This window comes from Pseudomonas sp. Irchel 3A5 (assembly GCF_900187575.1).
Taxonomy (GTDB): domain Bacteria; phylum Pseudomonadota; class Gammaproteobacteria; order Pseudomonadales; family Pseudomonadaceae; genus Aquipseudomonas; species Aquipseudomonas folii.
The window spans coordinates 137,473-161,767 of the sequence record NZ_FYDU01000015.1; the positions used below are offsets into that span (position 1 = coordinate 137,473).

A 24,295-nucleotide genomic window follows, 5' to 3' on the forward strand; every position below is an offset into this window, starting at 1 on the left:
CGTATAACTCCTGTGGGAGCGGTCTTGCCCGCGATAAGAGCGACGAAAATCTAGCGCTTGTACGCCTTCACTTCAACTTCACGCAGGCGCGGGGCCAGTTTGTCCAGCACGCCATTGACGAACTTGTGGCCGTCAGTGGAGCCGTAGACCTTCGCCAGCTCAATGCCTTCGTTGATCACAACGCGATATGGCACGTCGACGCGCTTGAGCAGCTCGTAGGTGGACAGGCGCAGGATGGCCAGTTCAACCGGATCGAGTTCTTCAATGGTCAGGTCCAGGCATGGCGTCAGGGCCGTATCGATTTCGTCGATATTGGTCGGCACGCCGCGCAACAGCTCGCTGAAGTACGGGCCGTCGACGTCTTTGAAATCGTTATCGACGCGGAACTGTGCTTCGATTTCATTCAGCGAATGACCCGCCATGTGCCACTGGTAAAGCGCTTGAGTTGCCAACTGACGGGCTTCCCGGCGCTTTACACTCTTGGATGGCTTGCCAGCGTCCGCAGGTTTTGGATCGCGCGGATTGAACTGATCGCTATCGTCAGAAATCACTTGGCCTCCAACTGCGCCAGCAGGCTGACCATTTCAAGGGCGGACAACGCAGCTTCTGCGCCTTTGTTACCCGCTTTGGTGCCGGAACGCTCGATGGCTTGTTCGATGGTGTCAACCGTCAGTACGCCGAAAGCAACCGGCACGCCGAACTCCATGGAGACCTGAGACAGGCCTTTGACACATTCGCCAGCAACGTATTCAAAGTGCGGAGTACCACCACGAATCACCGCGCCGAGGGCGACGATGGCGGCGAACTCGCTGCGCTGGGCAACTTTCTGCACAACCAGCGGGATTTCGAAGGCACCCGGAGCGCGGATGATGGTGATGTCGCTTTCCTTGACGCCGTGGCGTACCAAAGCATCAACAGCGCCGCTCACCAGACTTTCCACGACGAAGCTGTTGAAACGGCCAACTACCAGAGCGTAGCGGCCTTGGGGAGCGACGAAGGTACCTTCGATGGTCTTCAGGGTCATTCGTGTAAGTCTCGTATTAAAGAGCAAGTCAGCCTTGGGGCCGACTATAGGGATGTTAGGCCACGAATCAGATTAGCCGGTGACACGCACAAAAGCGTACCACCCGACCGGTCTTTATTCGGAGGGCACGTATTCTACAACTTCCAGATCGAAACCGGATATCGCATTGAACTTCATTGGCGAACTCATCAGGCGCATTTTACGCACGCCGAGGTCACGCAGGATCTGCGAACCGGCCCCCACGGTGCTGTAAGTGGTCGGCGATTTGATCGGCAATTGCCCGGCGGTTTCACGAATATGCGCCAGCAGCACGTCGCCATCCAGCGGATGCCCCAGCAACAGGACAACACCGCTGCCCGCGTTAGAGACCGCGGTCATCGCGGCGCGCAGGCTCCAGCGCCCCGGTTGCTTGACCATCAACAGGTCACGCAGCGGGTCCATATTATGCACCCGCACCAGCGTCGGCTCTTCTGCGCAAATCTTGCCCAGAGTCAGCGCGAGGTGGACGTCACCTTCCACTGAATCGCGGTAGGTCACCAGGTTGAACTGGCCCAATTCGCTGTCCATCGGCTGCTCGGCAATCCGCTGAACGGTACGTTCGTGGATCATCCGGTAGTGAATCAGATCGGCAATCGTACCGATCTTGATGTCGTGTTCCAGCGCAAAAGCTTCCAGTTCAGCACGACGCGACATGGTGCCGTCGTCGTTCATCACTTCACAGATCACGCCAGTGGGCTCGAAACCGGCCATGCGCGCCAGGTCACAGGCCGCTTCGGTGTGACCGGCCCGGGACAGCGTACCGCCCGCCTGAGCCATCAACGGGAAAATATGGCCGGGGCTGACAATGTCTTCCGCTTTGGCGTCTTTGGCCGCTGCGGCCTGCACGGTGCGAGCACGGTCAGCAGCAGAAATGCCGGTGGTCACGCCTTCGGCCGCTTCGATGGACACGGTGAACTTGGTGCCGAAACCGGAACCGTTGCGCGGAGCCATGAGTGGCAGCTTGAGGGCCTCACAGCGCTCACGGGTCATCGGCATGCAAATCAGGCCACGCGCATAGCGGGCCATAAAGTTGATGTGTTCAGCCTTGACGCATTCGGAAGCCATGATCAGATCGCCTTCGTTCTCGCGATCTTCGTCATCCATGAGGATGACCATTTTGCCCTGGCGAATGTCTTCAACCAGTTCTTCGATACTATTGAGCGCCACGCGGCACCCCCTTCAATTCAGGATTTGAGGTAGCCGTTGGCGGCCAGAAAGCTTTCGGTGATGGTGCCAGCCTGCCCTTTCGAGGAGTCGGCGGCCTTGTCGCCCATCAGCAAACGCTCCAGATAACGCGCCAGCAAATCCACCTCAAGATTGACCTTACGGCCCGGACGGTAGTCGGCCATGATCGTTTCGGCCAAGGTATGCGGCACGATGGTCAGCTCGAACTCCGCACCGTCAACGGCGTTCACGGTCAGGCTGGTGCCATCAACCGTGATAGAACCTTTGTGCGATATGTACCTGGCCAGCTCGCGGGGTGCGCGCACCTTGAACTGAATGGCACGGGCGTTTTCCTCGCGGGATACGATCTCGCCAACGCCATCGACGTGGCCGCTGACCAGATGGCCGCCCAGACGGGTAGTCGGGGTCAGGGCCTTTTCCAGATTGACCGGGCTGCCGGTCTTGAGATCGATGAACGCCGTGACGTCGAGGGTTTCGCGGCTGACATCAGCCCAGAAGCCATCGCCGGGCAGCTCTACAGCAGTCAGGCAAACGCCGTTGACCGCGATGCTGTCGCCCAGTTTGACGTCGCTCAGATCAAGTTTGCCCGTCTCGACGTAAACGCGGACATCGCCGCCTTTAGGGGTGATGGCGCGGATGCTGCCGATGGATTCGATGATGCCAGTAAACATGGGTCCTCCAGGAGAACAAGCCCAGCGCGCTGAGCGAAAGGCCGAAATTATACGCCGGGTGCGAGCTTGGGGGTGGCAATGACTCTCCAGTCATCACCAACGGCGCGTATATCGGTAATTTTCAGCTCAAAAGCCTCGCTCATCTGCGCCAAAGGCAGATCAAGCAACGGGCGAGCTGAAGAGCCGAGGAACTTGCCTGCGATAAAAATCTGAAACTCATCCACCAGCCCCAGGCGAGTAAACGCCCCGGCCAGGCGTGGGCCCGCTTCGATCAGCACGTCGTTGACGCCACGGGCCACCAGCTCGACCAGCAACTTGCGCAGGTCTACATGACCGCCGCTTCCAGCCAGAGCCAACATGTCGTGGCCTTCGTCGTGATAACGCTCGCGGGCTGACGCGGCAGCGCAGGTCACAACCAACGCATGTCCGGCCTGAAAGAACGGCGCATCCAGCGGCACCCGCAGACGGCCATCGATCAACACCCGCAGCGGCGGGCGCGTCATGGCCAAGCCTGTGAGCTCGGCATTCAGGCCCAGTTCATCAGGACGTACAGTCAGGCGAGCCTTGTCGGCGAGCACGGTATCCGCGCCGGTCAATACGACACTTGATTGCGCACGCAGCCGCTGTACCGCCCCACGCGCAGCCGGGCCGGTGATCCACTGGCTTTCACCGCTGGCCATGGCGGTGCGACCGTCCAGGCTCATGGCGAGCTTGACCGTCACATACGGCAAGCCTTTGATCATGCGCTTGAGAAAGCCTTTATTCAGCGCCCGGGCTTCGTCTTCCAGCACCCCGCACTGCACCGAAATACCGGCATTCATCAGACGCAGCAAGCCACGTCCGGCAACATCGGGATTGGGGTCCTGCATGGCAGCGACCACTCGCGCCACGCCAGCATTGACCAGCGCATCAGCGCACGGCGGCGTGCGGCCATGGTGGCTGCAAGGCTCCAGAGTCACATAAGCCGTCGCGCCTTTGGCCTTGTCGCCCGCCTGACGCAATGCATGCACTTCGGCGTGAGGTTCGCCAGCCCGGGCGTGCCAGCCTTCGCCGACAATCTGCCCGTCGTGCACAATCACGCAGCCGACACGTGGGTTGGGATGGGTGGAGTAAATCCCGTGGCGCGCCAGTTCCAGCGCACGCGCCATGTAATGGGTGTCCAGCACGGTTAGCTCAGTCAACGAAGCACTCACTCTTTAGCTGGCTCGCGAGCCAGGCGATCGATTTCTTCGCGGAATTCGTTGAGGTCCTGAAAACGCCTGTAAACAGAAGCAAAGCGGATATACGCCACTTCGTCGAGCTTTTGCAGTTCGCCCATGACCAGGTTGCCCACCACCAACGACTTGACCTCACGTTCGCCCGTCGCACGCAGCTTGTGCTTGATGTGCACCAGCGCAGCTTCCAGACGTTCGACACTGACCGGGCGTTTCTCAAGAGCACGCTGCATACCGGCGCGCAGCTTCTCTTCATCGAAAGGCTGACGGCTGCCGTCCTGCTTGATCAGGCGCGGGAGAACCAGTTCGGCTGTTTCGAACGTCGTGAAACGCTCACCGCACGCCAGACATTCGCGACGACGACGAACTTGATCGCCTTCGGCAACCAGGCGGGAATCGATGACTTTGGTGTCATTGGCACCGCAAAAGGGACAGTGCATGGTGGCAGGCAACAAAAATAGGAAGGGCCGCCATGGTAGCGCATCCCGCTGGCAAGACAAGTCTTGGACTTTGCGCTATATAGGCGCGCATCTGGCGCGGTGTTCAGCGATACTGCTCGCTATTGGGCTATTTATCGGCGTTTGCGGGTAATTTAGCGTTACCGTCATTGAGCGGTTTAGTGCTGTCCTTCGTATTGAATTTTTGTTGGAGCTGTTCATGACGCTACGATCGCTGATGTTGCTCAGCCTGATTGGCTTGCTTGCCGCCTGCAGCAGCAATGAAACACCAGAAACTGTTCCGGCCAAACCTGCCACGGTGCCCGTCGTAAAAGTACCGGCCGGCCCCGGCCCATTGCAGCCCTTCCAGCGAGAGCTGAGCGGGCAGTTGCTGGGCGTACCCGCTGGTGCCGAGGTTGAATTGGCGCTGTTAGTGATCGACGAGCGCGGTCGTCCGCAGAAACTGCTGACCAGCACCAAACTGCAAGGCAACAATCAGTCGCTGCCATTCCAGCTGCGTTTCAACCCGGAAGCCTTTCCGGTGGGTCAGCGCGTCGAACTGCGCGGCCGTGCCAGCAAGTCCGGGCAATTGATCCTGCATCTGCCGTCGATGCGTATTGAACAACCCGTCACACAAGCGCTGGGGCCTTTGCAGTTCGAAACTGCGCCATGATTGCACCGCAACACCTGCAACAGGCACTCAGCGAATTGCTTGGCGATGCGCAACTGGTCGCCACCGCCCTGCCGGACACCGACTTGCGGCTGTGGCTGATCGACGCCGAGAACATGGATCGTGCCTTCAGCCCCGAAGAAACCCGACGCATTCTTGAAGAGCCGCAGTACTGGAGTTTCTGCTGGGCCAGCGGCCTGGCGCTGGCGCGGTTTCTGGCAGAGCAACCGCAGTGGGTCGCCGGTAAGCGAGTACTGGATTTTGGCGCAGGTTCAGGTGTGGCGGGGATTGCGGCGGTTAAAGCGGGTGCACTTGAAGTGGTCGCCTGTGATCTTGATCCGCTGGCCCTAGAAGCCTGCCGCGCGAATGCTGAACTGAACGGCGTGCAATTGAGCTACTCGGCTGACTTCTTTGCCGAAGCGGATCGTTTCGATTTGATTATCGTCGCGGACGTGCTCTACGACCGGGCCAACTTGCCGCTGCTGGACCAGTTTCTCAGTCGCGGGCAGCAGGCGTTGGTGGCTGATTCGAGAGTGCGGGATTTTCAGCACCCGCTGTACGAGCGCCTGGGGATATTCGAGGCGCACACCTTGCCGGATCTGGCTGAGCCCCATGAGTTTCGCAAAGTGAGCCTCTACCACGCTGAGCGAGTTGAAATGCAATCCCCTGTGGGAGCGGTGCTTGCCCGCGATAAGGCTGGACGCGGTTCACTTTAGATCGCGTCGCTCCTATCGCGGGCAAGCACCGCTCCCACATGATCACCGCTCCCACAAGGAAGTGCTTCGCCTGCAACGCCGCTTTGCGCAAACCCGAGCGCCCTTTATAGTTGACCCCATTCAGATCCCCCCCCGAGATTCGCAATGAACCAGGACACTACCTACATCTTCGACGCTACGGCGGCGACCTTTCAGCAGCTGGTCATCGACAAGTCTTTCGACCAGCCCGTGCTGGTGGACTTCTGGGCCGAATGGTGTGCGCCCTGCAAAGTGCTGATGCCGCTGCTGGCGCAGATCACCGAGAGCTATCAGGGCGAGTTGCTGCTGGTGAAGGTCGATTGCGACGCCGAGCAAGACATCGTCGCCCGCTTCGGCATCCGTAGCCTGCCGACAGTTGTGCTGTTCAAGGACGGCCAGCCCATCGACGGCTTCACCGGCGCACAGCCTGAATCAGAGATCCGCAAGATTCTCGAACAGCACGTGGTCATGCCTGCGCCGGTCGCCGCTGATCCGCTGAAACTGGCTCAGGAAATGTTCGCTGAAAGCCACTTCGCCGAAGCCGAAGCAGCGCTGCAGCAAATCCTGACCGAAGACAATACCAATGCGGCAGCGCTGATTCTTTACGCACGCTGCCTGGCGGAGCGCGGTGAGCTGGGCGAAGCACGACAAGTCCTGGACGCGGTGAAAACCGACGATCACAAAGCTGATTTGGCCGGTGCTCGTGCGCAGCTGACCTTTCTGGCTGAAGCCAAGGCATTCCCGGATGCGGCAGACCTCAAGGCTCGCCTGGCGCAAAACCCGCAGGATGACGAAGCCGTGCATCAACTGGCGATTCAGCAACTGGCCCGCCAGCAATACGAAGCGGCGCTGGAGGGCTTGTTGAAGCTGTTCATCCGCAACCGCAACTACGCCGACGGCCTGCCACACAAAACCCTGCTGCAAGTCTTCGACCTGTTGGGCAACGACCATCCGCTGGTCACCGCGTATCGTCGCAAGTTGTTTGCTGCGCTGTACTAAGCCCCTGTCATCAGGCGTCTGTATTGACCCAGCTGTAGAGCGGCGCGTCCTGCCCGCTCTCGACCTTGACTTGCGAACTGTGGCGCAAGCGCACTAACAGGCGCTTGCCTGCCGCCGTACTGCCAGTCAGACCTTCCAGTTGATCCAGTAACTCTGGGCCATTGATCTGCCCGGCCTTGCGCAACAGGTCCAAGGCAATCTGCCAAATCTTGTCGTCCTGGCTTGCCGGATTGCTGACCACGGCTGCGGCGGTGGCTTCAGGTTTGGCGGCTTTGAGTTGAGCGCCGAGCTGCGCCCAGTCGCCCTCATCCAGCTCCAGCGTCAAATCCACCGGCCAATCGCCAACGGTTCCACGAATACGCAACATGGGTGCTTCCTCTTTTTTTGCAGGGGGACATGCTCGCATAGGGATACCGCGATTGTCCTGCTGGGCATTTTCGGTGACTGTACTGGCCCTCTCCCGGCTGAAGTCGGTTCCACGGAATAGCGCAGAACCTGTGGGAGCGGTGCTTGCCCGCGATTCAGGCGATGCGGTGTATCAGGTGAACTGAGTTGTCCCTATCGCGGGCAAGCACCGCTCCCACAAGGTCGGCGGCGATCCGCAGACTTTTCCTACATCTCAGATCGCTATCGTTACCTCCCTGTCCTCGCACCGCACCGGTAATGTGCGCTGGTCGTTGCAACAGCAGCGAACGGGTTTCGCAGCCTGATTGTCGTAAGTTTCCACTAGCAGCTAGCCTGTAAGTTACATGGCCGCTGTGCGCGGGACATCTTCGGATGTGCCGGGACCCTTACGACTCGGTCTGCGAACCTGCGCACAGTTGCCGCCCATTCGAATCGCAGCGTTTGAAGGCAACTCCAGGAAATCGTAAGGAGCTTCAAATGAAACCAAAAAGAAAATCTCATCAGCCACTCGACTGCCTCCACGAAGCCAAAACCCAAGGCTTCGCCTACCTCACGCCCGATGAACATCGTCTTATAGAAACCCTGCGCTGGACCACTCATGCCGGGCGAACAATCATTTATACATTGGCCCAGGACCTGCGCCGGGCGCGGCCTTGGGCTCAGCGCGCTTAATAACTGGAATGAATCCCCGGTAGGAGCCAACTTGTTGGCGAGGCATAGGACCTTCGTAATGAGAACTATCGTCTCACCAACAAGTTGGCTCCTACCTGGGAAGTGCTCGCTACTCAATCCAAATTCCGGCTCACGCTCCCGACAATAATTGTTATAAGATCACATAACGATCTTTATCCAGTCATGTCCGGAGTCTGTTTTATGCGCCGTCTGCTGCTCGCTTTGCCCTTGGCCCTGCTTCCCCTCGCGATGGTTAATGCAGCCCCCGAGCATGATCACGACCACGAGCACGGTAGCCTCGGCGCACATGAGCACGGTGTGGGTCGGCTGGACGTTGCGCTGGTCGGCGGCACGCTGGAGTTCGAACTGGACAGCCCGGCCATGAACCTCGTCGGTTTCGAGCATCTGGCCACCAGCGCTGAAGACAAAGCCAAAGTCGCCGCGGCCAAAGATGTGCTGCTCAAGCCTCACGCGCTGTTCAGCATTCCGGAAGCCGCCGAGTGCAACGTGGTTTCCCAGAAGCTGGAAAGCCCATTGTTCGGTGACAAGCCTGACGCTGACGCAGGCCACGATCATGACGCCAAAGACGCCCACGATGAGCACGAACACAGCGAAATCCATGGCACTTACAAATTCACCTGTAAGGTTCCGGCCGTACTGAAGACCCTCGACCTGTCGACCATCTTCAAGTCGTTCCCGGGCACCGAAAAACTTCAGGTCCAGTTGATCTCGCCAAAAGGCCAGTCGGGTGCCGAAGTTCGCCCGAGCAATCCAAGCCTGAAATTCTGATTCAGCTATTGTTGAAAACCGACCGGGCTTGCCCGGTCGTTTGATTTCCATTCTGGCGGATTCACACTGGCCATGACTCAAGCACTGATCGAACTGTCCAACCTTGGCTTCACCTGGCCAGGCCACGCGCAATTGCTGGATATCCCGGCATTTCGGCTGGAGCCGGGCGAAACGCTGTTTCTCAAAGGCCCCAGCGGTAGCGGCAAGACGACGCTACTGGGCTTGCTGGGCGGCGTGCAGAAACCCAATCGTGGCAGCATTCGCTTGCTGGGCCAGGAACTGAATGAACTCTCATCCGGTGAGCGTGACCGGTTTCGGGTCAATCACACCGGCTACATCTTCCAGCAGTTCAACCTGCTGCCGTTTCTTTCGGTACGGGAGAACGTCGAACTGCCATGCCACTTCTCCAAGGTCCGCGCCGAACGTGCGAAACAGCGCCACGGCAGCGTGGAAAGTGCCGCCATCACGCTATTGGCTCATCTGGGTTTGAACGACCCGCAAATGCTTGCACGCCGCGCCGACTCGTTGTCCATAGGTCAACAGCAGCGAGTGGCAGCCGCCCGCGCCTTGATCGGCCAGCCAGAGCTGGTGATCGCTGACGAACCGACTTCGGCACTCGACACCGACGCACGGGAAGCCTTCATCAAATTGTTGTTCGCCGAGTGCCGCGAAGCAGGCAGCAGCCTGTTGTTCGTCAGCCATGACCAGAGCCTGGCACCGCTATTCGACCGCAGCCTGTCGCTGTCCGAACTCAATCGCGCCGCCGTCGCCGCAGAGGTTTGAGATGTATTTGTTTCGCCTAGCCATGGCCAGTCTGGCTAATCGTCGTTTCACTGCCTTCCTTACCGCCTTCGCCATTGCCTTGTCGGTGTGCCTGTTGCTGGCCGTGGAGCGCGTGCGCACCGAAGCCCGCGCCAGTTTCGCCAGCACCATCAGCGGGACGGACTTGATCGTCGGTGCGCGCTCCGGCTCGATCAATCTGCTGCTGTATTCGGTGTTCCGTATCGGTAACGCCACCAACAATATTCGCTGGGACAGCTTTGAGGAGATCGCACAGAGCAAGCAGGTGAAATGGGCGATCCCGATTTCCCTGGGCGACTCCCATCGCGGCTATCGGGTGATGGGCACCAACGAAAACTACTTCGAGCATTACCAGTTTGGGCGCCAGCAACATCTGGAGCTCGCCCAAGGTCGGGCCTTTGCGACGGACCCATTTGAAGTGGTACTCGGCGCAGAAGTGGCCGATGCCTTGAAGTACAAGCTCGGTGACAAGCTGGTGCTGGCCCATGGCGTCGCGGCGGTCAGTCTGGTCAAGCACGACGATAAACCGTTTACCGTAGTCGGTATTCTCAAGCGTACCGGCACGCCGGTGGATCGTACGTTGCACATCAGCCTCGGCGGCATGGAAGCGATTCATATCGACTGGCAAAACGGCGTGCCTGCCCACGGCAACGGACGTATATCTGCCGATCAAGCGCGCAACATGGACCTGACGCCCAAGGCGATTACGGCGTTCATGTTAGGTTTGAACAGCAAGATCGCCACCTTCTCAATGCAACGTCAGATCAATGAATTCCGGGGCGAGCCGTTGCTGGCGATCCTGCCCGGCGTGGCCCTTCAGGAACTGTGGAGCCTGATGGGCACGGCCGAAAAAGCCTTGTTTGTGATTTCGCTGTTCGTAGTCCTGACGGGGTTGATCGGCATGCTCACGGCCATCCTCACCAGCCTCAACGAGCGACGCAGAGAGATGGCAATTCTGCGTTCAGTGGGCGCCCGTCCCTGGCACATCGCAACGCTGCTGATCATGGAGGCCTTTGCCCTTGCACTCGCGGGCGTAGCCAGCGGCATGGTCCTGCTGTACGTCGGCATCGCTGCTGCCCAAGGCTATGTACAAAGCAATTACGGGCTGTTCCTGCCGCTTTCGCTGCCCAGTGAATATGAATGGACGCTGCTCGGTGGCATTCTGGCTGCCGCGTTGTTGATGGGTGTTGTGCCTGCGTGGCGTGCCTATCGGCAGTCGTTGGCCGACGGTTTGTCGATTCGTTTGTGAGAACGTTGAACATGCGACGCCTTTTGTTGCTTTTGCTGTTATCGGTCAGCTCACCGTTGTGGGCGGCCGAACCGAAGGTGCTGACCTGGGAAGAAATGATCCCCCCGGATGCGCCAAAGATCGCGCCGATCACGGCACCCATTCATGACATGTCGAAGCTGTCCGACGCGTTGTCCGTGGAGTCGGCACCCGCCGCCCATCAACAATCGCCCCACGCGCCAGTGGTCAAGGCATTGGACGGCCAGAATGTGCGCTTGCCGGGTTATATCGTGCCACTGGAAGTCAGCGAAGAAGGCCGCGTCACGGAGTTCCTGCTGGTGCCGTATTTCGGCGCGTGCATCCACGTGCCGCCACCGCCTTCGAATCAGATCGTGCATGTCACCAGCGGGCTGGGCGTGAAGGTTGAAGAGCTTTATCAGCCGTACTGGATTGAAGGGCCAATGCAGGTCAAAGCCTCGACCAGTGAGTTGGCCGACGCGGGCTACAGCATGGAGGCCGACAAGATCCTGGTTTATGAGTTGCCCGATACGTAGGCCCACCCGCGGGGCCGAATTCATCCGGGAAAGCAGGACTCCTGACGAAGCAGATGCAGCGGATGTTCCGGCCCTTTTGCGAACAAGTTCGCTCCTACCGGTTTGGCGCAAAAAAAAGATCGTTTCAGGGGGGCTTCATTGCGATTTCATTGAGCTGTGTCAAAGCCATGATTCAGAGGCTCCGTACCATTGGCGACAGACAACTTGAATCGCCTTTTTGGAGCCCTCATGAACAAGACCCTGCTCAGCGCGTCCCTCTTTGCGCTGGCGCTCAGCGCCCCTTTCGCCGCTCAGGCTTATGAGGCCGGTGACTTCATCGTTCGCGCCGGTGTCGCGCACGTTGAGCCGAATGAAGACAGCGGCGAGGTGAAGCTCGACGGCACCAAAGTCTCCGGCACCAAGGCGACGGTTGATGGCGAAAATCAGCTTGGTCTGACGTTCGGCTACATGATCACACCGCACGTGGGTCTTGAATTGCTGGCGGCAACACCTTTCAGCCACACCGTTTCGGTCAAAGGGCTGGGCCCTGGCCTGGATGGCAAACTGGCGGACGTTAAACAACTGCCGCCGACTCTGTCGCTGCAGTACTACCCGATGGAAGCCTCGTCGAAGTTTCAGCCCTACGCGGGTGTAGGCATCAACTACACCACGTTCTTCGACACCGACCTGACCGGCAATCGCAAGAGCCAGGGCTTCAGCAACCTGAAGATGAAAGACTCCGTCGGCCTGGCTGCACAAGTCGGTATGGACTACATGCTGACCGACAACATTCTGGTTAACGCCTCAGTCTGGTATGTGGACATCGACACCGAAGCGACTGTCGACGGCCCGTCAGCGCTGAGCGTCGGCAAGACCAAAGTGAGCGTGGACATTGACCCATGGGTTTACATGGTGGGTGTGGGTTATAAGTTTTGAAGGCATGAATGCGATTTGAACTGCAGGGAATTCCATGTGTGCCGCACTGACGTGGGACCGGCTTTAGCCGGGAAGGCTATATTCCTGGCAAGGAAAATGTATTGAATGTTCGGGCCTCTTCCCGGCTAAAGCCGGTCCCACGACATAGCGCCAATATTTGGGACCCCGCCTACATTGAGTCACAGCCTGCGCCCACAAAAAAAGCACCTTCGCGGTGCTTTTTTTGTGAGTCTCGATCAGCTATCAACGACCGAGCAATTTCGCCAAACCGACTTTTAGCGGCGTTGGCTCACCCAGAGTAAACCGCTCCAGCAGGCGCTGGTTATTCGCTCGTGAGTGGCGGATGTCACCGGAGCGAGCCGTTTGATAGGTAACTTGCGGCTGTTTGCCCACCACGTCTGCCAACGCTGCCAGCAACTGGTTCAACGAAGTGGTCTTGTTCAGACCGACGTTGACCGCACCCGACTCGACCTGCGGCAGATCCAGTGCTTGAGTCAGCAACTTGACCACGTCGCCCACGTAGAAGAAATCCCGTGTTTGCTCGCCATCACCAAACACAGCGATGGGCAGGCCTTTTACTGCGCGCTCGGCAAAGATACTGATCACACCGGAATAAGGCGACGATGGATCCTGGCGCGGACCAAAGATATTGAAGAAACGAAAGACTACCGGCTCCAGACCATGCTGGCGGCCGTAGAAATCGAGGTAGTGCTCGCTGGACAGCTTGTCTGAGGCATAAGGCGTCAACGGCGCTTTAGGTGTGTCTTCGCTGATGGCTTCGCCTTCGCCGTTGTTGCCGTACACCGCAGCACTGGAGGCAAAGACTACACGTTTGATGCCTGCTTCACGCATGGCCTCACACACGTTCAACGTGCCGATGAAATTGCTCTGGTGCGTACGCACCGGGTCATCCACCGAAGCCTGAACCGAGGCAACAGCCGCCAGATGCGCAACAGCTTTGCAGCCCAGTGCAGCGCGCGTCACCAGATCGGCATCGGCAACGTCACCTTCGATCAGCTCGATACGCGGGTTATCCAGCGGCAGGTTGCTGCGCTTGCCAGTGGAAAGGTCATCAAGGATACGCACCGCATGCCCTTGGGCCAGCAGTGCATCGGCCAGATGCGAGCCAATGAAACCGGCACCGCCGGTAATCAGGACGGGAAGATCAGACATGACGGTAATAACGATCCAGAAGGCTCGGCAACCCGGCACGCCATGCGCGAGGTTTGACGCCGAAGGTATGGAGAATTTTCTTGCAGGCCAGCACGCCATGTTGCGGCTCGTCTGCCGCGTCGGGACGTGCAGCATGAGCCTGCGCAGTCGGTGACTCTATCGCCAGCGAATGCAACAAACGGGCTTCTGTAAGAATCGCCTGCCCAAGCGCCAGCGGCGTAGTCGCCTCATGACCGGCGTAGTGGTAAGTGCCCCAGAGCGGCGCTTCACAATCGAGCTGTTTGAGGACAGCGATCATGACCCGTGCAGCATCGTCTACCGGCGTCGGATTGCCACGTCGGTCGTCAGCCATCAACAGCTCTTCTGTCGATTCGGCACGTTTCAGAAACCGCCCCAACACACCCTCGGCGCTGTCATCGAGCAGCCAGCCGAAACGCAGCAGCAGGTGTTGCGGGCAAGTAGCACGCACACTTTGCTCAATGCGCAACAAAGCCTGGCCACGTGCGCCCAAGGGCACCGGCTCGTCTTTTTCACTGTAGGCAGTCGCCCGCGAACCATCGAAGACCCGATAGCTGGAAGGCTGCAGCAGAACAATGTTGTGGTGCTGGCACAGCTCGGCAAGGCGCTCAACAGAGCGTTCCTGACTGGACAGACGCGCGTCGCTTACGGATTCCGCCTGAAACCAGTCGAAATAGTAGGCAAGATTGATCAAGGCATCCGGACGGGTGTCATCAAGCAGTTGCGTCAGACTCGCTGCATCCCAGCCGTCTTGCGGTGGACGCGGTGCCAGGAAGCCAATGTCTTCCTCTGCACCCAGACGAATCAGCGCCTGCCCGAGGGCATTCCCGCCGCCCAACAGCATAAGGCGCATTCGCATAGAGTCAGCAGGCTCGGTATCAAATTCAGTTGAAATATTATGTGTAAAACGCCTGCAAACATATCACGTCGGCGCTTAACCCCCAACCGTTGAGGGCTGTGGGATTTTTCTGCCCTGCATGCAGGCACAGGATTAACACCTAATCCAATAGGGCGAGGACTGCGATCTATGTGGAGACTCCATGTGTGTCCGAAACGACGTGGGACCGGCTTTAGCCGGGAAAGCGGTATTTCTACCGATGAATATTCAGCGTCTGTCCCGGCCTCTTCCCGGCTAAAGCCGGTCCCACGCCATCAGTGATCCTGTGGGAGCCGAGCTTGCTCGCGATAAACGATAACGCGGCGCCTAATAAGCTAGCCTTATCGAGGGAAAGTCGGAATGCCACCGATCAAAGGCGCTTGCATCTTCCCCTTGCCACCCTCATTAATTTGCCCATGAACTTCCTGCTTATTCCCGACCCGGCGCTCGACGGTTTTCATCCGGCGGTCAGTGCCTGGTTTCGCAGTACCTTCCCTGCGGTGACGCCCGCTCAGGCGCAGGCGTGGCCGTTGATCAAGGCCCGGCGCTCGACGCTGATTGCCGCGCCCACCGGCTCAGGGAAGACCCTGACGGCGTTTCTGGCTGTGCTCGATGATCTCGTGCATAAAGGCCTTGAACACGGCGGCGAATTACCCGACCAGACTTTCGTGGTTTACGTCTCGCCGCTCAAGGCGCTGTCCAACGACATTCAGATCAATCTGCAAAACCCGCTGGCAGGCATTACTGAACAATTGCAGCGCATGAATCTGCCGCCGCTGCGTATCAGCACTGCGGTACGAACCGGCGATACGCCGCAGAAAGAACGCGCCGCCATGCGCAAGACTGCGCCGCACATTCTGGTGACCACGCCCGAATCGCTTTACGTATTGCTCGGCTCCGACTCTGGCAGACGCATGCTCGCCAGCACACGGACGGTAATTGTCGACGAGATCCACGCTATCGCCGCCAGCAAGCGCGGCAGCCACCTGGCGCTGACACTGGAACGACTGCAAGCGCTGTGCAGCGAGCCGTTACTGCGCATCGGTTTATCGGCGACGCAAAAACCTATCGAATCAGTGTCGCGCTTTCTGGTGGGTGCTGACCCGGTCAGGCGTCCGTGCGCCATTGTCGATATCGGCCATGCACGGCCGCGGGATCTGGGGATCGAGGTGCCGCCTGTGCCCTTGGGGCCGGTCATGTCCAATGATGTGTGGGAGCTGGTCTACGACCGCCTTGCCGAGTTGGCGCGGGAGCACCGGACCACGCTGATCTTCGTCAACACTCGGCGCATGGCTGAACGCATGGCGCGACACTTGAGTGATCGCCTGAGCAGAGAAGCTGTGGCGGCGCACCATGGTAGCCTCGCCAAGGAGCAACGGCTCGATGCCGAGCAGCGTCTCAAGCGCGGCGATTTGCAGGTGCTGATCGCGACCGCGTCTCTGGAGCTGGGCATCGATATCGGCGATGTGGATCTGGTCTGTCAGATCGCTTCGCCGCGCTCCATCTCCGCCTTTCTGCAGCGGGTCGGGCGCTCCGGGCACCACGTTGGTGGCACGCCCAAAGGTCGGTTGTTTGCGACGTCCCGCGACGACCTCATCGAATGCGCCGCGCTGCTGGACTGCGTGCGCCGTGGCGAGCTGGACATTTTGCAGATCCCCAAAGCGCCGCTGGACGTGCTCGCACAACAAATCGTCGCTGAAGTCAGCTTGCAGGAGTGGCACGAAGACGCGCTGCTGGACATGTTTCGTCAAGCTTCGCCCTACACCGGGCTGGACGCCGACCACTACCAGGCACTGCTGGGTATGTTGGCCGAAGGCTACAGCGGAAGTCAGGGTGTGCGCGGCGCCTACCTGCATCGCGATGCCATGACGCGCACCTTACGGGGTCGACGAGGCAGCAAACTGACCGCCGTCACAAGCGGCGGTACGATCCCGGACAACGCCGACTACAGTGTGATTCTTGAGCCGCAGGCGCTGAACATTGGCACCGTCAACGAAGACTTCGCGGTCGAGAGCATCGCCGGAGACATCTTCCAGTTGGGCAACACGTCGTACCGCATCCTGCGCATCGAGAGCGGCCGCGTACGCGTTGAAGACGCTCAGGGCCAGCCGCCCAATATCCCATTCTGGATGGGCGAAGCGCCCGGCAGAAGCGATGAGTTGTCGTTTGCTGTGGCACGCTTGCAAGGTCAGATTGACGAACTGTTAAGCGCCCACCCCGGTGATCTGCAGCCGTGTACTGACTGGCTGATCGACACTCTGGGGCTGAACCTGGCGAGTGCCGAACAATTGGTAGATTATCTGGCGCGAACTCGCTCGGTGTTGACTGCACTGCCGTCGCAAGACACGTTGATCATGGAGCGGTTTTTCGACGAGTCCGGCGGCACTCAGCTGATCATACACACGCCGTTCGGCAGCCGCCTGAATCGAGCCTGGGGCCTGGCGTTGCGCAAACGCTTCTGCCGCACGTTCAATTTCGAGCTGCAAGCCGCCGCCAGTGAAGATGCAATTGTGCTGTCGCTTTCCACCAGCCATAGCTTTGAGCTGGATGAAGTCTGGCGATATCTCAACGCCAACACAGCTGAACATCTGCTAATTCAGGCGGTGCTGGATGCGCCGCTGTTCGGCGTGCGCTGGCGCTGGAATGCCGGAACTGCGCTAGCGCTGCCCCGTTACACCGGTGGACGTAAAGTCGCGCCGCAGTTGCAGCGCATGAAAAGCGAAGACCTGATCGCGACGGTGTTCCCCGATCAGATCGCCTGCCTGGAAAATATCGTCGGCGAACGCGAAGTGCCGAATCATCCTTTGGTGGAGCAAACCCTCGACGATTGCCTGCACGAAGCGATGGACGCTGAAGGCTGGCTCAATCTTCTGCGGCGCATGGAAAAGGGTGAGGTCCGGCTGATTGCCCGCGACCTGCCTGCACCGTCACCGCTGGCCGCCGAAATTCTCAACGCGCGGCCTTACGCCTTTCTCGACGACGCCCCATTGGAGGAGCGTCGTACTCAAGCCGTGCTCAACCGGCGCTGGAGTGATCCGCAGTCGTCAGACGATCTCGGCGCGCTGGATGCCGACGCCATCGCGGCAGTCAACGAGGAAGCCTGGCCTCAACCGCAGAACATCGACGAAATGCATGAAGCGCTGATGAGTCTGAGTTGCGTAAGCAACACGGAGGCTGGGGCAAATGAAGAGTGGCTGAAATGGCTGGAATCACTGGCCCGCTCAGGACGCGCCACGCGTTTCGAGGTCGGTGCCGATCAGATGCTGTGGGTGCCTTTGGAGCGCCTGACTTGCATACAGGCGATTTATCCGCAGGCACACATGCATCCACCGCTTAGCGCCCTGCCCGGCTTCGATGATGTCTGGGAAACCGATGATGCAATCGTTGAAGTAGTGCGCGCCCGCTTGAGCGGCTTTGGCCCGATGCCAACGCGGGACATCGCCGAGCCGCTGGCGTTGAGCGCCAGCAGCGTGGCTCAGGCGCTGGCACGGCTGGAGAGCGAGGGTTATGTGCTGCGCGGGCGCTTCAGCCCCGGTGCCACTGAGGACCAGTGGTGCGAACGGCATTTGCTGGCGAGGATTCATCGCTACACCGTCAAGCGACTGCGCCGGGAAATCGAACCGGTGTCCTTGCAGGACTTCATGCGATTTCTCTTCGACTGGCAGCATTTATCCACAGCCACTCGCAGTCAGGGCCGAGCGGCGCTGCCGGAAATCATCAGTCAACTTGAGGGCTTCAGCGCCGCCGCCGGGGCTTGGGACAGCGACTTGCTGTCGGCCCGGATCAAGGATTACTCGTCAGTCTGGCTCGATGAAATCTGCCGCTCGGGCAAGGTGGTCTGGACCCGACTGGCCACCCGCAGTAAAACCGGCGCGGTGGCATTACGCAGCACACCGATAGTGCTGCTGCCCCGTGGCCAGGTCAGTTTATGGAGCGGTCTGACCGAACAACCGGAGCCCGACGAGTTATCGCCCAAGGCACAGAAAGTACATGCGGCGCTGACCCAACACGGCGCGATGTTTTTTGATGAACTGGTGACCGAAGCGCATTTGTTGCGCGCGGAGCTTGAAATCGCACTGCAAGAGCTGGTGGCTGCCGGGCTGGTGAATGCCGACAGCTTTGCCGGGCTCCGTGCCTTGATCACTCCCGCCAGTAAGCGCTCTGCTCACACCAACCGACGTAATCGCGGGGCGTTTATTGGCGGCATGGACGATGCCGGGCGTTGGGCGTTACTGAAACGTTCGACGCGCCCCGCCGCTGTCGCCAACAAGCGCCCGCAGCCTGTAGACCCGCAAGTCCTGGAGCACGTCGCGATGACACTGCTGCGCCGCTATGGTGTGGTGTTCTGGCGTCTACTTGAGCGCGAAGCCGACTGGCTGCCAAGCTGGCGGGAATTGCTGCGCACCTTTCATAGGCTCGAAGCTCGCGGTGAAATCCGCGGCGGGCGCTTCGTGAGTGGCCTGGCGGGCGAGCAATTCGCACTGCCTGAAGCGATTCCGGTGCTGCGGGAAATTCGCAAGCGACCACTGGATGGCAGCCTGATCAGCCTGAGCGCGGTTGATCCGCTGAATTTGCCAGGCACGCTGTTGCCGGGCAGCAAAGTCCCGGCGCTGGTGGGTAATCGGCTGGTGTATCGCGATGGTATTCCGGCTGCGGCAGTTATTGCGGGTAAACCCCAGTATTGGCTGGAGCTGGATCAGGAAGCGATGGCGCAGGTGCGGGACAGGCTGTTGCGCTGACTTTGAAAAGCACCGACGCCCTGTGGGAGATTCTATGTTGGCCTGCAAGCTTGCTCATGCGCTATTGACCTTGTAGGACCGGCTTTAGCCGGGAGAGCAGTATTTCTGGCGATGGATTTTTAGCGGATGTACTGACGTCCTTCCGGCTAAAGCCGGTCCTACGAGAGAGCGCGGAACTGTGGGAGCCGGGCTTGCCCGCGATGAAGGTTGACTCGTCAGACTGGTCCTCTGCGGGGCCCCAATCGCGAGCAAGCCCTCACAGAAATCACTGATCACGTGGGACCGGCTTCAGCCGGGAAGAGGCCGGGACAGGCGCTGAATCTTTATCTGCAGAAATACCGCCTTCCCGGCTAAAGCCGGTCCCGCGTCTGATTGCAGGCAAACATAGAATCTCCCACAAGTCAGAGCCTAGCCGGGTTTGACCGGCGGGCTCTCCGACCCGTCGACGTTCACCACGTTGCCTTTGCCCGACGCCGGTTGCGCATCTCTGTCGACAGAAAGCTGCTGTACATGCCCAGCACTCGGGCTGATGACCGTCTGTGGATAAGTTTGTGCGAAACGGACGTCATCGGATTTATCCACAAGCTTTTTCAATCGTTCGTTGAACGCCCGGCCCACGCTGTACTGCCCGCCTGAAGATGTCCGGAACTGAGCAGTGAGCACCACGCCGTTGAGGTCCATGCGATCCACACCGAAGACTTCCAGCGGCCCTTGCAGATTGCTCTTGAGCAGGATGTCTTCGCTAATCGACTGGCCAGCTTCACGAATCAGTGACAGCGCACTGTCGATGTCGGAATCGTAGGTGAACTGCACGGAGAAGAACGCGTAAGCAAATTGTCGGGACTGGTTCGTCACCGCCTTGATCTGGCCGAACGGCACCGAATGCACAAAGCCTTTGCCGTCACGAAGACGCACGGTGCGAATGGTCAGGCTTTCAACCGTGCCCGAGTGCCCCGTGCTGAGCACCACCCAATCGCCAATGGAAAAGGTGTCCTCAATGATGATGAACAGACCGGTAATAACGTCCTGCACCAATTGCTGAGAGCCAAAACCAATCGCCAGACCGACCACACCCGCACCCGCTAACAGCGGCGCAACGTTAATGCCCAGGTTGGCCATGGTGGTGATGGCGCAGATCACCACCAGAATGATTTTTATCGCGTTACGCAACAGCGGCAGAATCGTCTTGATTCGCGTACTCGGCTGACGAGACGACCGATGATTGATCGGAGTTTTCAGTGCTTCCTGAATAGCTGTGTCGAGCACCACCCACAGCATCCAGGTGACCATGAAGATCAGACCAATGCTGCTCAGCGACTCACCGATGGCTCGTCCCAGGCTGTTGCTCTGGGCAAACTCGAACAGCGAAAAGCCCCAGATCTGGCCGAGGATTTCAATGAACGCGACCGCCAGAACAATTCGGGCCAGCCCATGGGCCAGATTCAGCAACCGAGCTTTATAGATATGCCCACCACGCCCTTCAACGGTCGTGGGCTTGAACAGATGCTGAAAAACCGTACTCAAGAATACTGTGGCAATCAGCAATACCGTCGTGAACAACGCGCAACGTAAAGCCTTCTGACTGTCTTCGCCTGCACCGATGAGATTCACTGCGGACACCAGAATCATCAGCAGAATCGGCAGATACCACAGGTTCGAGAACACCTTCAGGGATTCTTGTAGCGCCGGTCGGGCCAAGCGGCTGCTTAGCGAGCGGTTGCGTATCAGATGCGCGATAGGACGACGCACCTTGATCACCAACATGCAGAACACGACTGATGCAAACAGCCCGGTAAACACCGCAACGCTGGTAGTGACGTTGTTGCCAATCTGGCGAGCGATCTGCGGACTGGTCAAGGCGTCACTGAGGGCCGCCATGAAACCGATGACGAACAGCGGCTTGGGGCTGAAGCGGCGAATCATTCGTACTGCGGCACGCTTGTGCCCGTAGTTGAACATGACGATCACGCACAACAGCACTGACGTGGAGACGATGCCGCTACTGGTGGAGTAAGCCAGACACAGCGCCAGCGCCCGCCCCACGGAGGCCGTCAGGAAGTGGCTGGCATATAGCGTCAGCGGCAAGCTGATCAACGCGGGCAAGGTGTAGGGCAATACATAGCCAAGCAACGCCTGACTGCGTTCACGCACCTGGAAAAACGGGCGGCGGCTGAGACGCATGGCAACGAAACTGCCGAGGGTGGTCAACGCGGCGAAAGCGCCGATCCACACCACCGAGAGCATCAGGAAGTCGCCCACAACGCCCCATTTGGAACGCGAGGTCGGCTTGTTGACCAGCTTGTCCAGTTCATCGGCTGCACGGTCAGCACGAAGACGCCAGCTGTCGAGCAGGCGGCCGTCCAGTGAAAGGGTTTCCTGTACATCATCGATGCTGGAACTGATCACACCAAGCAGGCCGCCCTGCACGAGGATTTCAGGCGCAGCAGGCGTTTCGGGCGTATCCGGTGCTGCGTCTGCCGAAGCAGCGGGAGCGGCAGCCGCTTGCTCGGCAGCCTGCAAATTGAAGCTGCCGGCAACGAGCAGCATGCAGAGCAGGACGATGGACTTGAAATTCAACAAAACGCGGGGCACTCCTTGATGATCAGGGCTCTCTTTATCAGGCAATAGGAACTGATTCATATACGGCGGACAAGTTCGGTTTTCGCCCGTCAATCCCATGACAACCACTGGAGAAAGCACAGCGAACCTTCCACAGGCCCCCACGTCAGAGTTGCATAAGACGTTCAGCGCGGCTGTTCGGCAAGAGGAATACCCTGATGCTCATCCATCCCCGGACACGCTACAAACCCTACAAAATGGCAGCTGGAGGTTGGGGCTCCGCCATATCGGTCATGCGTATTCTCTGGCGTGAACAGACACTACTCAAGGCGGCGGGTGCGCTGACCCGGCAAAACAAGCCAGGCGGCTTTGCCTGTGTCAGCTGTGCGTGGGCCAAACCCGGCAAACCCCACGCACTGGAGTTCTGCGAAAACGGAGCGAAAGCCACAGCCTGGGAATTAACCTCGCTGAAAACCGGCCCTGATTTCTTTGCCCGCCACTCAGTCACAGAGCTTCTGCAACTGCCCGACTACGACCTCGAGCAGCATGGCCGCCTGACCCACCCGATGCGCTATGACCCCGAAACTGACCGTTACCGTGAAACCACCTGGGAGCAGGCTTACCGCGAGATAGGCGCTCAACTGAAACAACTGGAACCGGACAGCGTCGCGTTTTATGCCTCAGGGCGTGCCTCCCTTGAGACCTCCTTCATCTACCAGATATTCGCCAGAGCTTACGGGACAAACAACCTGCCAGACAGCTCCAACATGTGCCACGAAAGCACATCGGTGGGCTTGCAGGAAAGCATTGGCGTCCCCGTAGGCACTGTTACGCTTGAGGACTTCAAGCAGACAGATTGCATCTTTTTCTTTGGGCAGAATGTAGGCAGCAACAGCCCGCGCATGCTCCATGATCTGCAAGAAGCACGCAGTCGAAATGTGCCAATCATCACGTTCAATCCCATCCGGGAAAGAGGACTGGAACGCTTCGTCAATCCTCAATCACCACTCCAGATGCTCGGTCCGGATTCGACAGTCATCAGCACCCAATACCATCAGGTAGCGATAGGCGGTGACATTGCAGCCGTCATGGGCATAGCGAAGGCATTGCTGGAAATCGACAAGGCCGCACTCATCAAAGGCAAGCCGCCAGTGATTGATCAAGCGTTCATCGGCCAACATACCGAAGGCTTCGCCGACTTTGTTAATGCGGTACGTAATTGCGAATGGGACACCCTGACGGAACGCTCGGGGCTCACTCGTGGAGCCATGGAGGCGGCGGCGACAGTCTATGCCGCCAGCGAACGGGCAATAATTGTTTACGGCATGGGGATCACGCAACACCGTAAAGGGGTTGAAGCCGTACAGATGCTGGTCAATCTGCTGATGCTGCGCGGTAACATCGGCAAGCCCGGTGCGGGTATCTGCCCGGTGCGGGGTCATTCCAACGTGCAAGGTCAGCGTACCGTCGGCATCACTGAAGACCCTGGCAAGGTGCCTGTGGATAAAATTGAGACGTTGTTCGGGTTTCAGGTTCCGAAAAACAAAGGGCGTGCGACCGTGGAAACCTGTGAAGGCATCCTTGATGGCACCGTGAGCGGCTTCATTGGTCTGGGCGGTAATTTTCTTCGGGCGATTCCCGATACCTCACGCATGGAACCTGCCTGGAAAAATCTGCAACTGAGCGTACAAATTGCCACCAAGCTCAACCGCACCCATCTGGTTACGGCGAAAAACAGCTGGCTGCTGCCGTGCCTGGGCAAGATTGAAATCGACCGCCAGAACGGTCACGAACAAAGCTATAGCACCGAAGACAGTACCGGTTGCATTCATGGATGGAAAGGCACCAACGAACCGGTCGGAGAACAATTGCGCGCCGAAACCTCGATCATTGCTGGCCTGGCGGAAGCGACACTGACAGGAACCGAGCACATAGACTGGAATGCCTGGCGCAGTGACTACAGGCAGATTCGCCAAGCCATCGCGACGGTGTACCCGGAAATTTTCCATGATATGGAAACCCGGATGTGGCAAACCGGTGGTTTTCACAAACCGATCCCGGCCATTCAGCGTGAATGGAAAACCGAGAGCGGGCGTGCCCATTTCATCACTCCACAGTCCCTTGATGAAGACAGTGACGTCAGCCCGGGATCTGATAGCCGTGATGTTCTGCAACTGATGACGCTACGCAGCAACGACCAATTCAACACCACGATCTACGGCTATGAAGATCGCTTTCGGGGGGTCAGCGGTACACGCTCGGTGATCTTCATGAATCGTAACGACATCGTGCGGCTCGGCTTCACCGCAGGTGACTGGGTGTTGCTAAAAACAGCGGTGGAACCGGAAACACCGCGAGAAGCCGGGCCAATGCAAATCATCGCTTACGACATTCCCGAAGGCTGCAGCGCGGCGTATTACCCGGAATGTAATCCGTTAGTGCCGCTTTGGCACTACGCGGAACGTAGCAAGGTGCCCGCCGCCAAATCTATTCCAATCACCCTTAGCCGCGCAGAGCCAGACTCTGCACAACGCAAACGGGCGATCCCGAAAACGGATCAGGTGGTTTAAGCAATACGATTGACAGGGTAGA

At 58.8% G+C, this 24,295-nt stretch carries 21 protein-coding genes; 11 read left to right on the forward strand and 10 right to left on the reverse strand.

The window, feature by feature from the left end; all coding sequences use genetic code 11:
- Positions 1-50: 50 nt before the first annotated feature.
- The 6 genes from nusB to nrdR all read right to left on the reverse strand — a co-directional run bounded on the left by nusB (position 51) and on the right by nrdR (position 4,573).
- The gene (nusB, locus tag CKW31_RS23100) at positions 51-551 is read right to left on the reverse strand and encodes a transcription antitermination factor NusB (RefSeq protein ID WP_095100522.1); all 501 of its coding nucleotides are present in this window, start codon (positions 549-551) and stop codon (positions 51-53) included.
- Positions 548-1,024, reverse strand: a complete 477-nt coding sequence (gene ribE, locus CKW31_RS23105; RefSeq protein WP_027901702.1) for a 6,7-dimethyl-8-ribityllumazine synthase — start codon at positions 1,022-1,024, stop codon at positions 548-550. The genes nusB and ribE overlap by 4 nt, the downstream gene beginning before the upstream one ends.
- Positions 1,025-1,138: 114 nt before the next feature.
- On the reverse strand, positions 1,139-2,230 hold the full coding sequence (gene ribBA / locus CKW31_RS23110) for a bifunctional 3,4-dihydroxy-2-butanone-4-phosphate synthase/GTP cyclohydrolase II (RefSeq protein ID WP_095100524.1): 1,092 nt from the start codon (positions 2,228-2,230) through the stop codon (positions 1,139-1,141).
- A 17-nt stretch (positions 2,231-2,247) separates the two neighbouring features.
- Entirely contained in the window at positions 2,248-2,919 is a 672-nt protein-coding gene (locus CKW31_RS23115) for a riboflavin synthase (protein WP_095100526.1), read from the reverse strand.
- Positions 2,920-2,966: 47 nt separating this feature from the next.
- Positions 2,967-4,067 (reverse strand): bifunctional diaminohydroxyphosphoribosylaminopyrimidine deaminase/5-amino-6-(5-phosphoribosylamino)uracil reductase RibD, encoded by a 1,101-nt coding sequence (gene ribD / locus CKW31_RS23120; protein WP_176469963.1) that lies wholly within the window; start codon positions 4,065-4,067, stop codon positions 2,967-2,969.
- 41 nt (positions 4,068-4,108) lie between these two features.
- The gene (nrdR, locus tag CKW31_RS23125; protein WP_027901698.1) at positions 4,109-4,573 is read right to left on the reverse strand and encodes a transcriptional regulator NrdR; all 465 of its coding nucleotides are present in this window, start codon (positions 4,571-4,573) and stop codon (positions 4,109-4,111) included.
- A gap of 217 nt (positions 4,574-4,790) precedes the next feature.
- On the opposite strand from nrdR, the gene CKW31_RS23135 reads away from it, so the two are divergent.
- The 3 genes from CKW31_RS23135 to trxA all read left to right on the forward strand — a co-directional run bounded on the left by CKW31_RS23135 (position 4,791) and on the right by trxA (position 6,973).
- A complete protein-coding gene (locus CKW31_RS23135; protein WP_095100593.1) occupies positions 4,791-5,243 on the forward strand; it encodes a hypothetical protein in 453 nt (150 codons plus the stop codon).
- The gene (locus CKW31_RS23140; protein WP_095100530.1) at positions 5,240-5,956 is read left to right on the forward strand and encodes a methyltransferase; all 717 of its coding nucleotides are present in this window, start codon (positions 5,240-5,242) and stop codon (positions 5,954-5,956) included. The genes CKW31_RS23135 and CKW31_RS23140 overlap by 4 nt, the downstream gene beginning before the upstream one ends.
- A 144-nt stretch (positions 5,957-6,100) precedes the next feature.
- Positions 6,101-6,973 (forward strand): thioredoxin, encoded by an 873-nt coding sequence (gene trxA / locus CKW31_RS23145; protein ID WP_095100532.1) that lies wholly within the window; start codon positions 6,101-6,103, stop codon positions 6,971-6,973.
- A gap of 10 nt (positions 6,974-6,983) precedes the next feature.
- On the opposite strand, the gene CKW31_RS23150 is transcribed toward trxA, so the two are convergent.
- Positions 6,984-7,340 (reverse strand): hypothetical protein, encoded by a 357-nt coding sequence (locus CKW31_RS23150; RefSeq protein WP_095100533.1) that lies wholly within the window; start codon positions 7,338-7,340, stop codon positions 6,984-6,986.
- Positions 7,341-7,855: 515 nt separating this feature from the next.
- Here CKW31_RS23150 and CKW31_RS29665 point away from each other — a divergent pair.
- The 6 genes from CKW31_RS29665 (at position 7,856) to CKW31_RS23180 (ending at position 12,337) form a co-directional block, all read left to right on the forward strand.
- On the forward strand, positions 7,856-8,050 hold the full coding sequence (locus tag CKW31_RS29665; protein WP_141230178.1) for a hypothetical protein: 195 nt from the start codon (positions 7,856-7,858) through the stop codon (positions 8,048-8,050).
- 201 nt (positions 8,051-8,251) lie between these two features.
- Complete coding sequence (locus tag CKW31_RS23160) at positions 8,252-8,839, forward strand: DUF2796 domain-containing protein (protein ID WP_095100537.1); 588 nt, start codon at positions 8,252-8,254, stop codon at positions 8,837-8,839.
- 72 nt (positions 8,840-8,911) lie between these two features.
- Positions 8,912-9,622, forward strand: coding sequence for an ABC transporter ATP-binding protein (locus CKW31_RS23165; protein ID WP_095100539.1), 711 nt, complete (start codon positions 8,912-8,914; stop codon positions 9,620-9,622).
- 1 nt (position 9,623) lies between these two features.
- Positions 9,624-10,889, forward strand: a complete 1,266-nt coding sequence (locus tag CKW31_RS23170; protein WP_095100541.1) for an ABC transporter permease — start codon at positions 9,624-9,626, stop codon at positions 10,887-10,889.
- An 11-nt stretch (positions 10,890-10,900) separates the two neighbouring features.
- Positions 10,901-11,422 (forward strand): DUF3299 domain-containing protein, encoded by a 522-nt coding sequence (locus tag CKW31_RS23175; RefSeq protein ID WP_095100543.1) that lies wholly within the window; start codon positions 10,901-10,903, stop codon positions 11,420-11,422.
- 228 nt (positions 11,423-11,650) lie between these two features.
- Positions 11,651-12,337: an OmpW family protein gene (locus tag CKW31_RS23180; protein WP_095100545.1), complete on the forward strand. Its 687-nt coding sequence runs from the start codon at positions 11,651-11,653 to the stop codon at positions 12,335-12,337.
- A gap of 243 nt (positions 12,338-12,580) precedes the next feature.
- On the opposite strand, the gene CKW31_RS23185 is transcribed toward CKW31_RS23180, so the two are convergent.
- Together CKW31_RS23185 and CKW31_RS23190 are read right to left on the reverse strand one after the other, a co-directional pair.
- Positions 12,581-13,510, reverse strand: coding sequence for an NAD-dependent epimerase/dehydratase family protein (locus CKW31_RS23185; RefSeq protein WP_095100547.1), 930 nt, complete (start codon positions 13,508-13,510; stop codon positions 12,581-12,583).
- Entirely contained in the window at positions 13,503-14,387 is an 885-nt protein-coding gene (locus tag CKW31_RS23190; protein WP_095100549.1) for a sugar nucleotide-binding protein, read from the reverse strand. Before CKW31_RS23190 ends, CKW31_RS23185 begins: the two co-directional genes overlap by 8 nt.
- Positions 14,388-14,821: 434 nt before the next feature.
- Here CKW31_RS23190 and CKW31_RS23195 point away from each other — a divergent pair, with 434 nt between their 5' ends.
- Positions 14,822-19,144: a DEAD/DEAH box helicase gene (locus CKW31_RS23195; protein ID WP_095100551.1), complete on the forward strand. Its 4,323-nt coding sequence runs from the start codon at positions 14,822-14,824 to the stop codon at positions 19,142-19,144.
- A gap of 408 nt (positions 19,145-19,552) precedes the next feature.
- Here CKW31_RS23195 and CKW31_RS23200 read toward each other — a convergent pair whose 3' ends face one another.
- Positions 19,553-21,691: a mechanosensitive ion channel family protein gene (locus tag CKW31_RS23200; protein ID WP_371856811.1), complete on the reverse strand. Its 2,139-nt coding sequence runs from the start codon at positions 21,689-21,691 to the stop codon at positions 19,553-19,555.
- A gap of 230 nt (positions 21,692-21,921) precedes the next feature.
- Here CKW31_RS23200 and CKW31_RS23205 point away from each other — a divergent pair, with 230 nt between their 5' ends.
- Entirely contained in the window at positions 21,922-24,273 is a 2,352-nt protein-coding gene (locus CKW31_RS23205) for an FdhF/YdeP family oxidoreductase (protein WP_095100555.1), read from the forward strand.
- Positions 24,274-24,295: the final 22 nt, after the last annotated feature.

Coding starts and splice junctions, on each gene's coding strand:
- CKW31_RS23185 (WP_095100547.1), bottom strand. CDS start 13,510: ATGTCTGATCTTCCCGTCCTGATTACCGGCGGTGCCGGTTTCATTGGC.
- CKW31_RS23205 (WP_095100555.1), top strand. CDS start 21,922: ATGCTCATCCATCCCCGGACACGCTACAAACCCTACAAAATGGCAGCT.
- CKW31_RS23195 (WP_095100551.1), top strand. CDS start 14,822: ATGAACTTCCTGCTTATTCCCGACCCGGCGCTCGACGGTTTTCATCCG.
- CKW31_RS23165 (WP_095100539.1), top strand. CDS start 8,912: ATGACTCAAGCACTGATCGAACTGTCCAACCTTGGCTTCACCTGGCCA.
- CKW31_RS23170 (WP_095100541.1), top strand. CDS start 9,624: ATGTATTTGTTTCGCCTAGCCATGGCCAGTCTGGCTAATCGTCGTTTC.
- CKW31_RS23140 (WP_095100530.1), top strand. CDS start 5,240: ATGATTGCACCGCAACACCTGCAACAGGCACTCAGCGAATTGCTTGGC.
- ribD (WP_176469963.1), bottom strand. CDS start 4,067: ATGGCGCGTGCGCTGGAACTGGCGCGCCACGGGATTTACTCCACCCAT.
- CKW31_RS23180 (WP_095100545.1), top strand. CDS start 11,651: ATGAACAAGACCCTGCTCAGCGCGTCCCTCTTTGCGCTGGCGCTCAGC.
- trxA (WP_095100532.1), top strand. CDS start 6,101: ATGAACCAGGACACTACCTACATCTTCGACGCTACGGCGGCGACCTTT.
- CKW31_RS23190 (WP_095100549.1), bottom strand. CDS start 14,387: ATGCGAATGCGCCTTATGCTGTTGGGCGGCGGGAATGCCCTCGGGCAG.
- ribE (WP_027901702.1), bottom strand. CDS start 1,024: ATGACCCTGAAGACCATCGAAGGTACCTTCGTCGCTCCCCAAGGCCGC.
- CKW31_RS23115 (WP_095100526.1), bottom strand. CDS start 2,919: ATGTTTACTGGCATCATCGAATCCATCGGCAGCATCCGCGCCATCACC.
- CKW31_RS23135 (WP_095100593.1), top strand. CDS start 4,791: ATGACGCTACGATCGCTGATGTTGCTCAGCCTGATTGGCTTGCTTGCC.
- CKW31_RS23175 (WP_095100543.1), top strand. CDS start 10,901: ATGCGACGCCTTTTGTTGCTTTTGCTGTTATCGGTCAGCTCACCGTTG.
- CKW31_RS23160 (WP_095100537.1), top strand. CDS start 8,252: ATGCGCCGTCTGCTGCTCGCTTTGCCCTTGGCCCTGCTTCCCCTCGCG.
- CKW31_RS23150 (WP_095100533.1), bottom strand. CDS start 7,340: ATGTTGCGTATTCGTGGAACCGTTGGCGATTGGCCGGTGGATTTGACG.
- CKW31_RS23200 (WP_371856811.1), bottom strand. CDS start 21,691: ATGCTGCTCGTTGCCGGCAGCTTCAATTTGCAGGCTGCCGAGCAAGCG.
- nrdR (WP_027901698.1), bottom strand. CDS start 4,573: ATGCACTGTCCCTTTTGCGGTGCCAATGACACCAAAGTCATCGATTCC.
- CKW31_RS29665 (WP_141230178.1), top strand. CDS start 7,856: ATGAAACCAAAAAGAAAATCTCATCAGCCACTCGACTGCCTCCACGAA.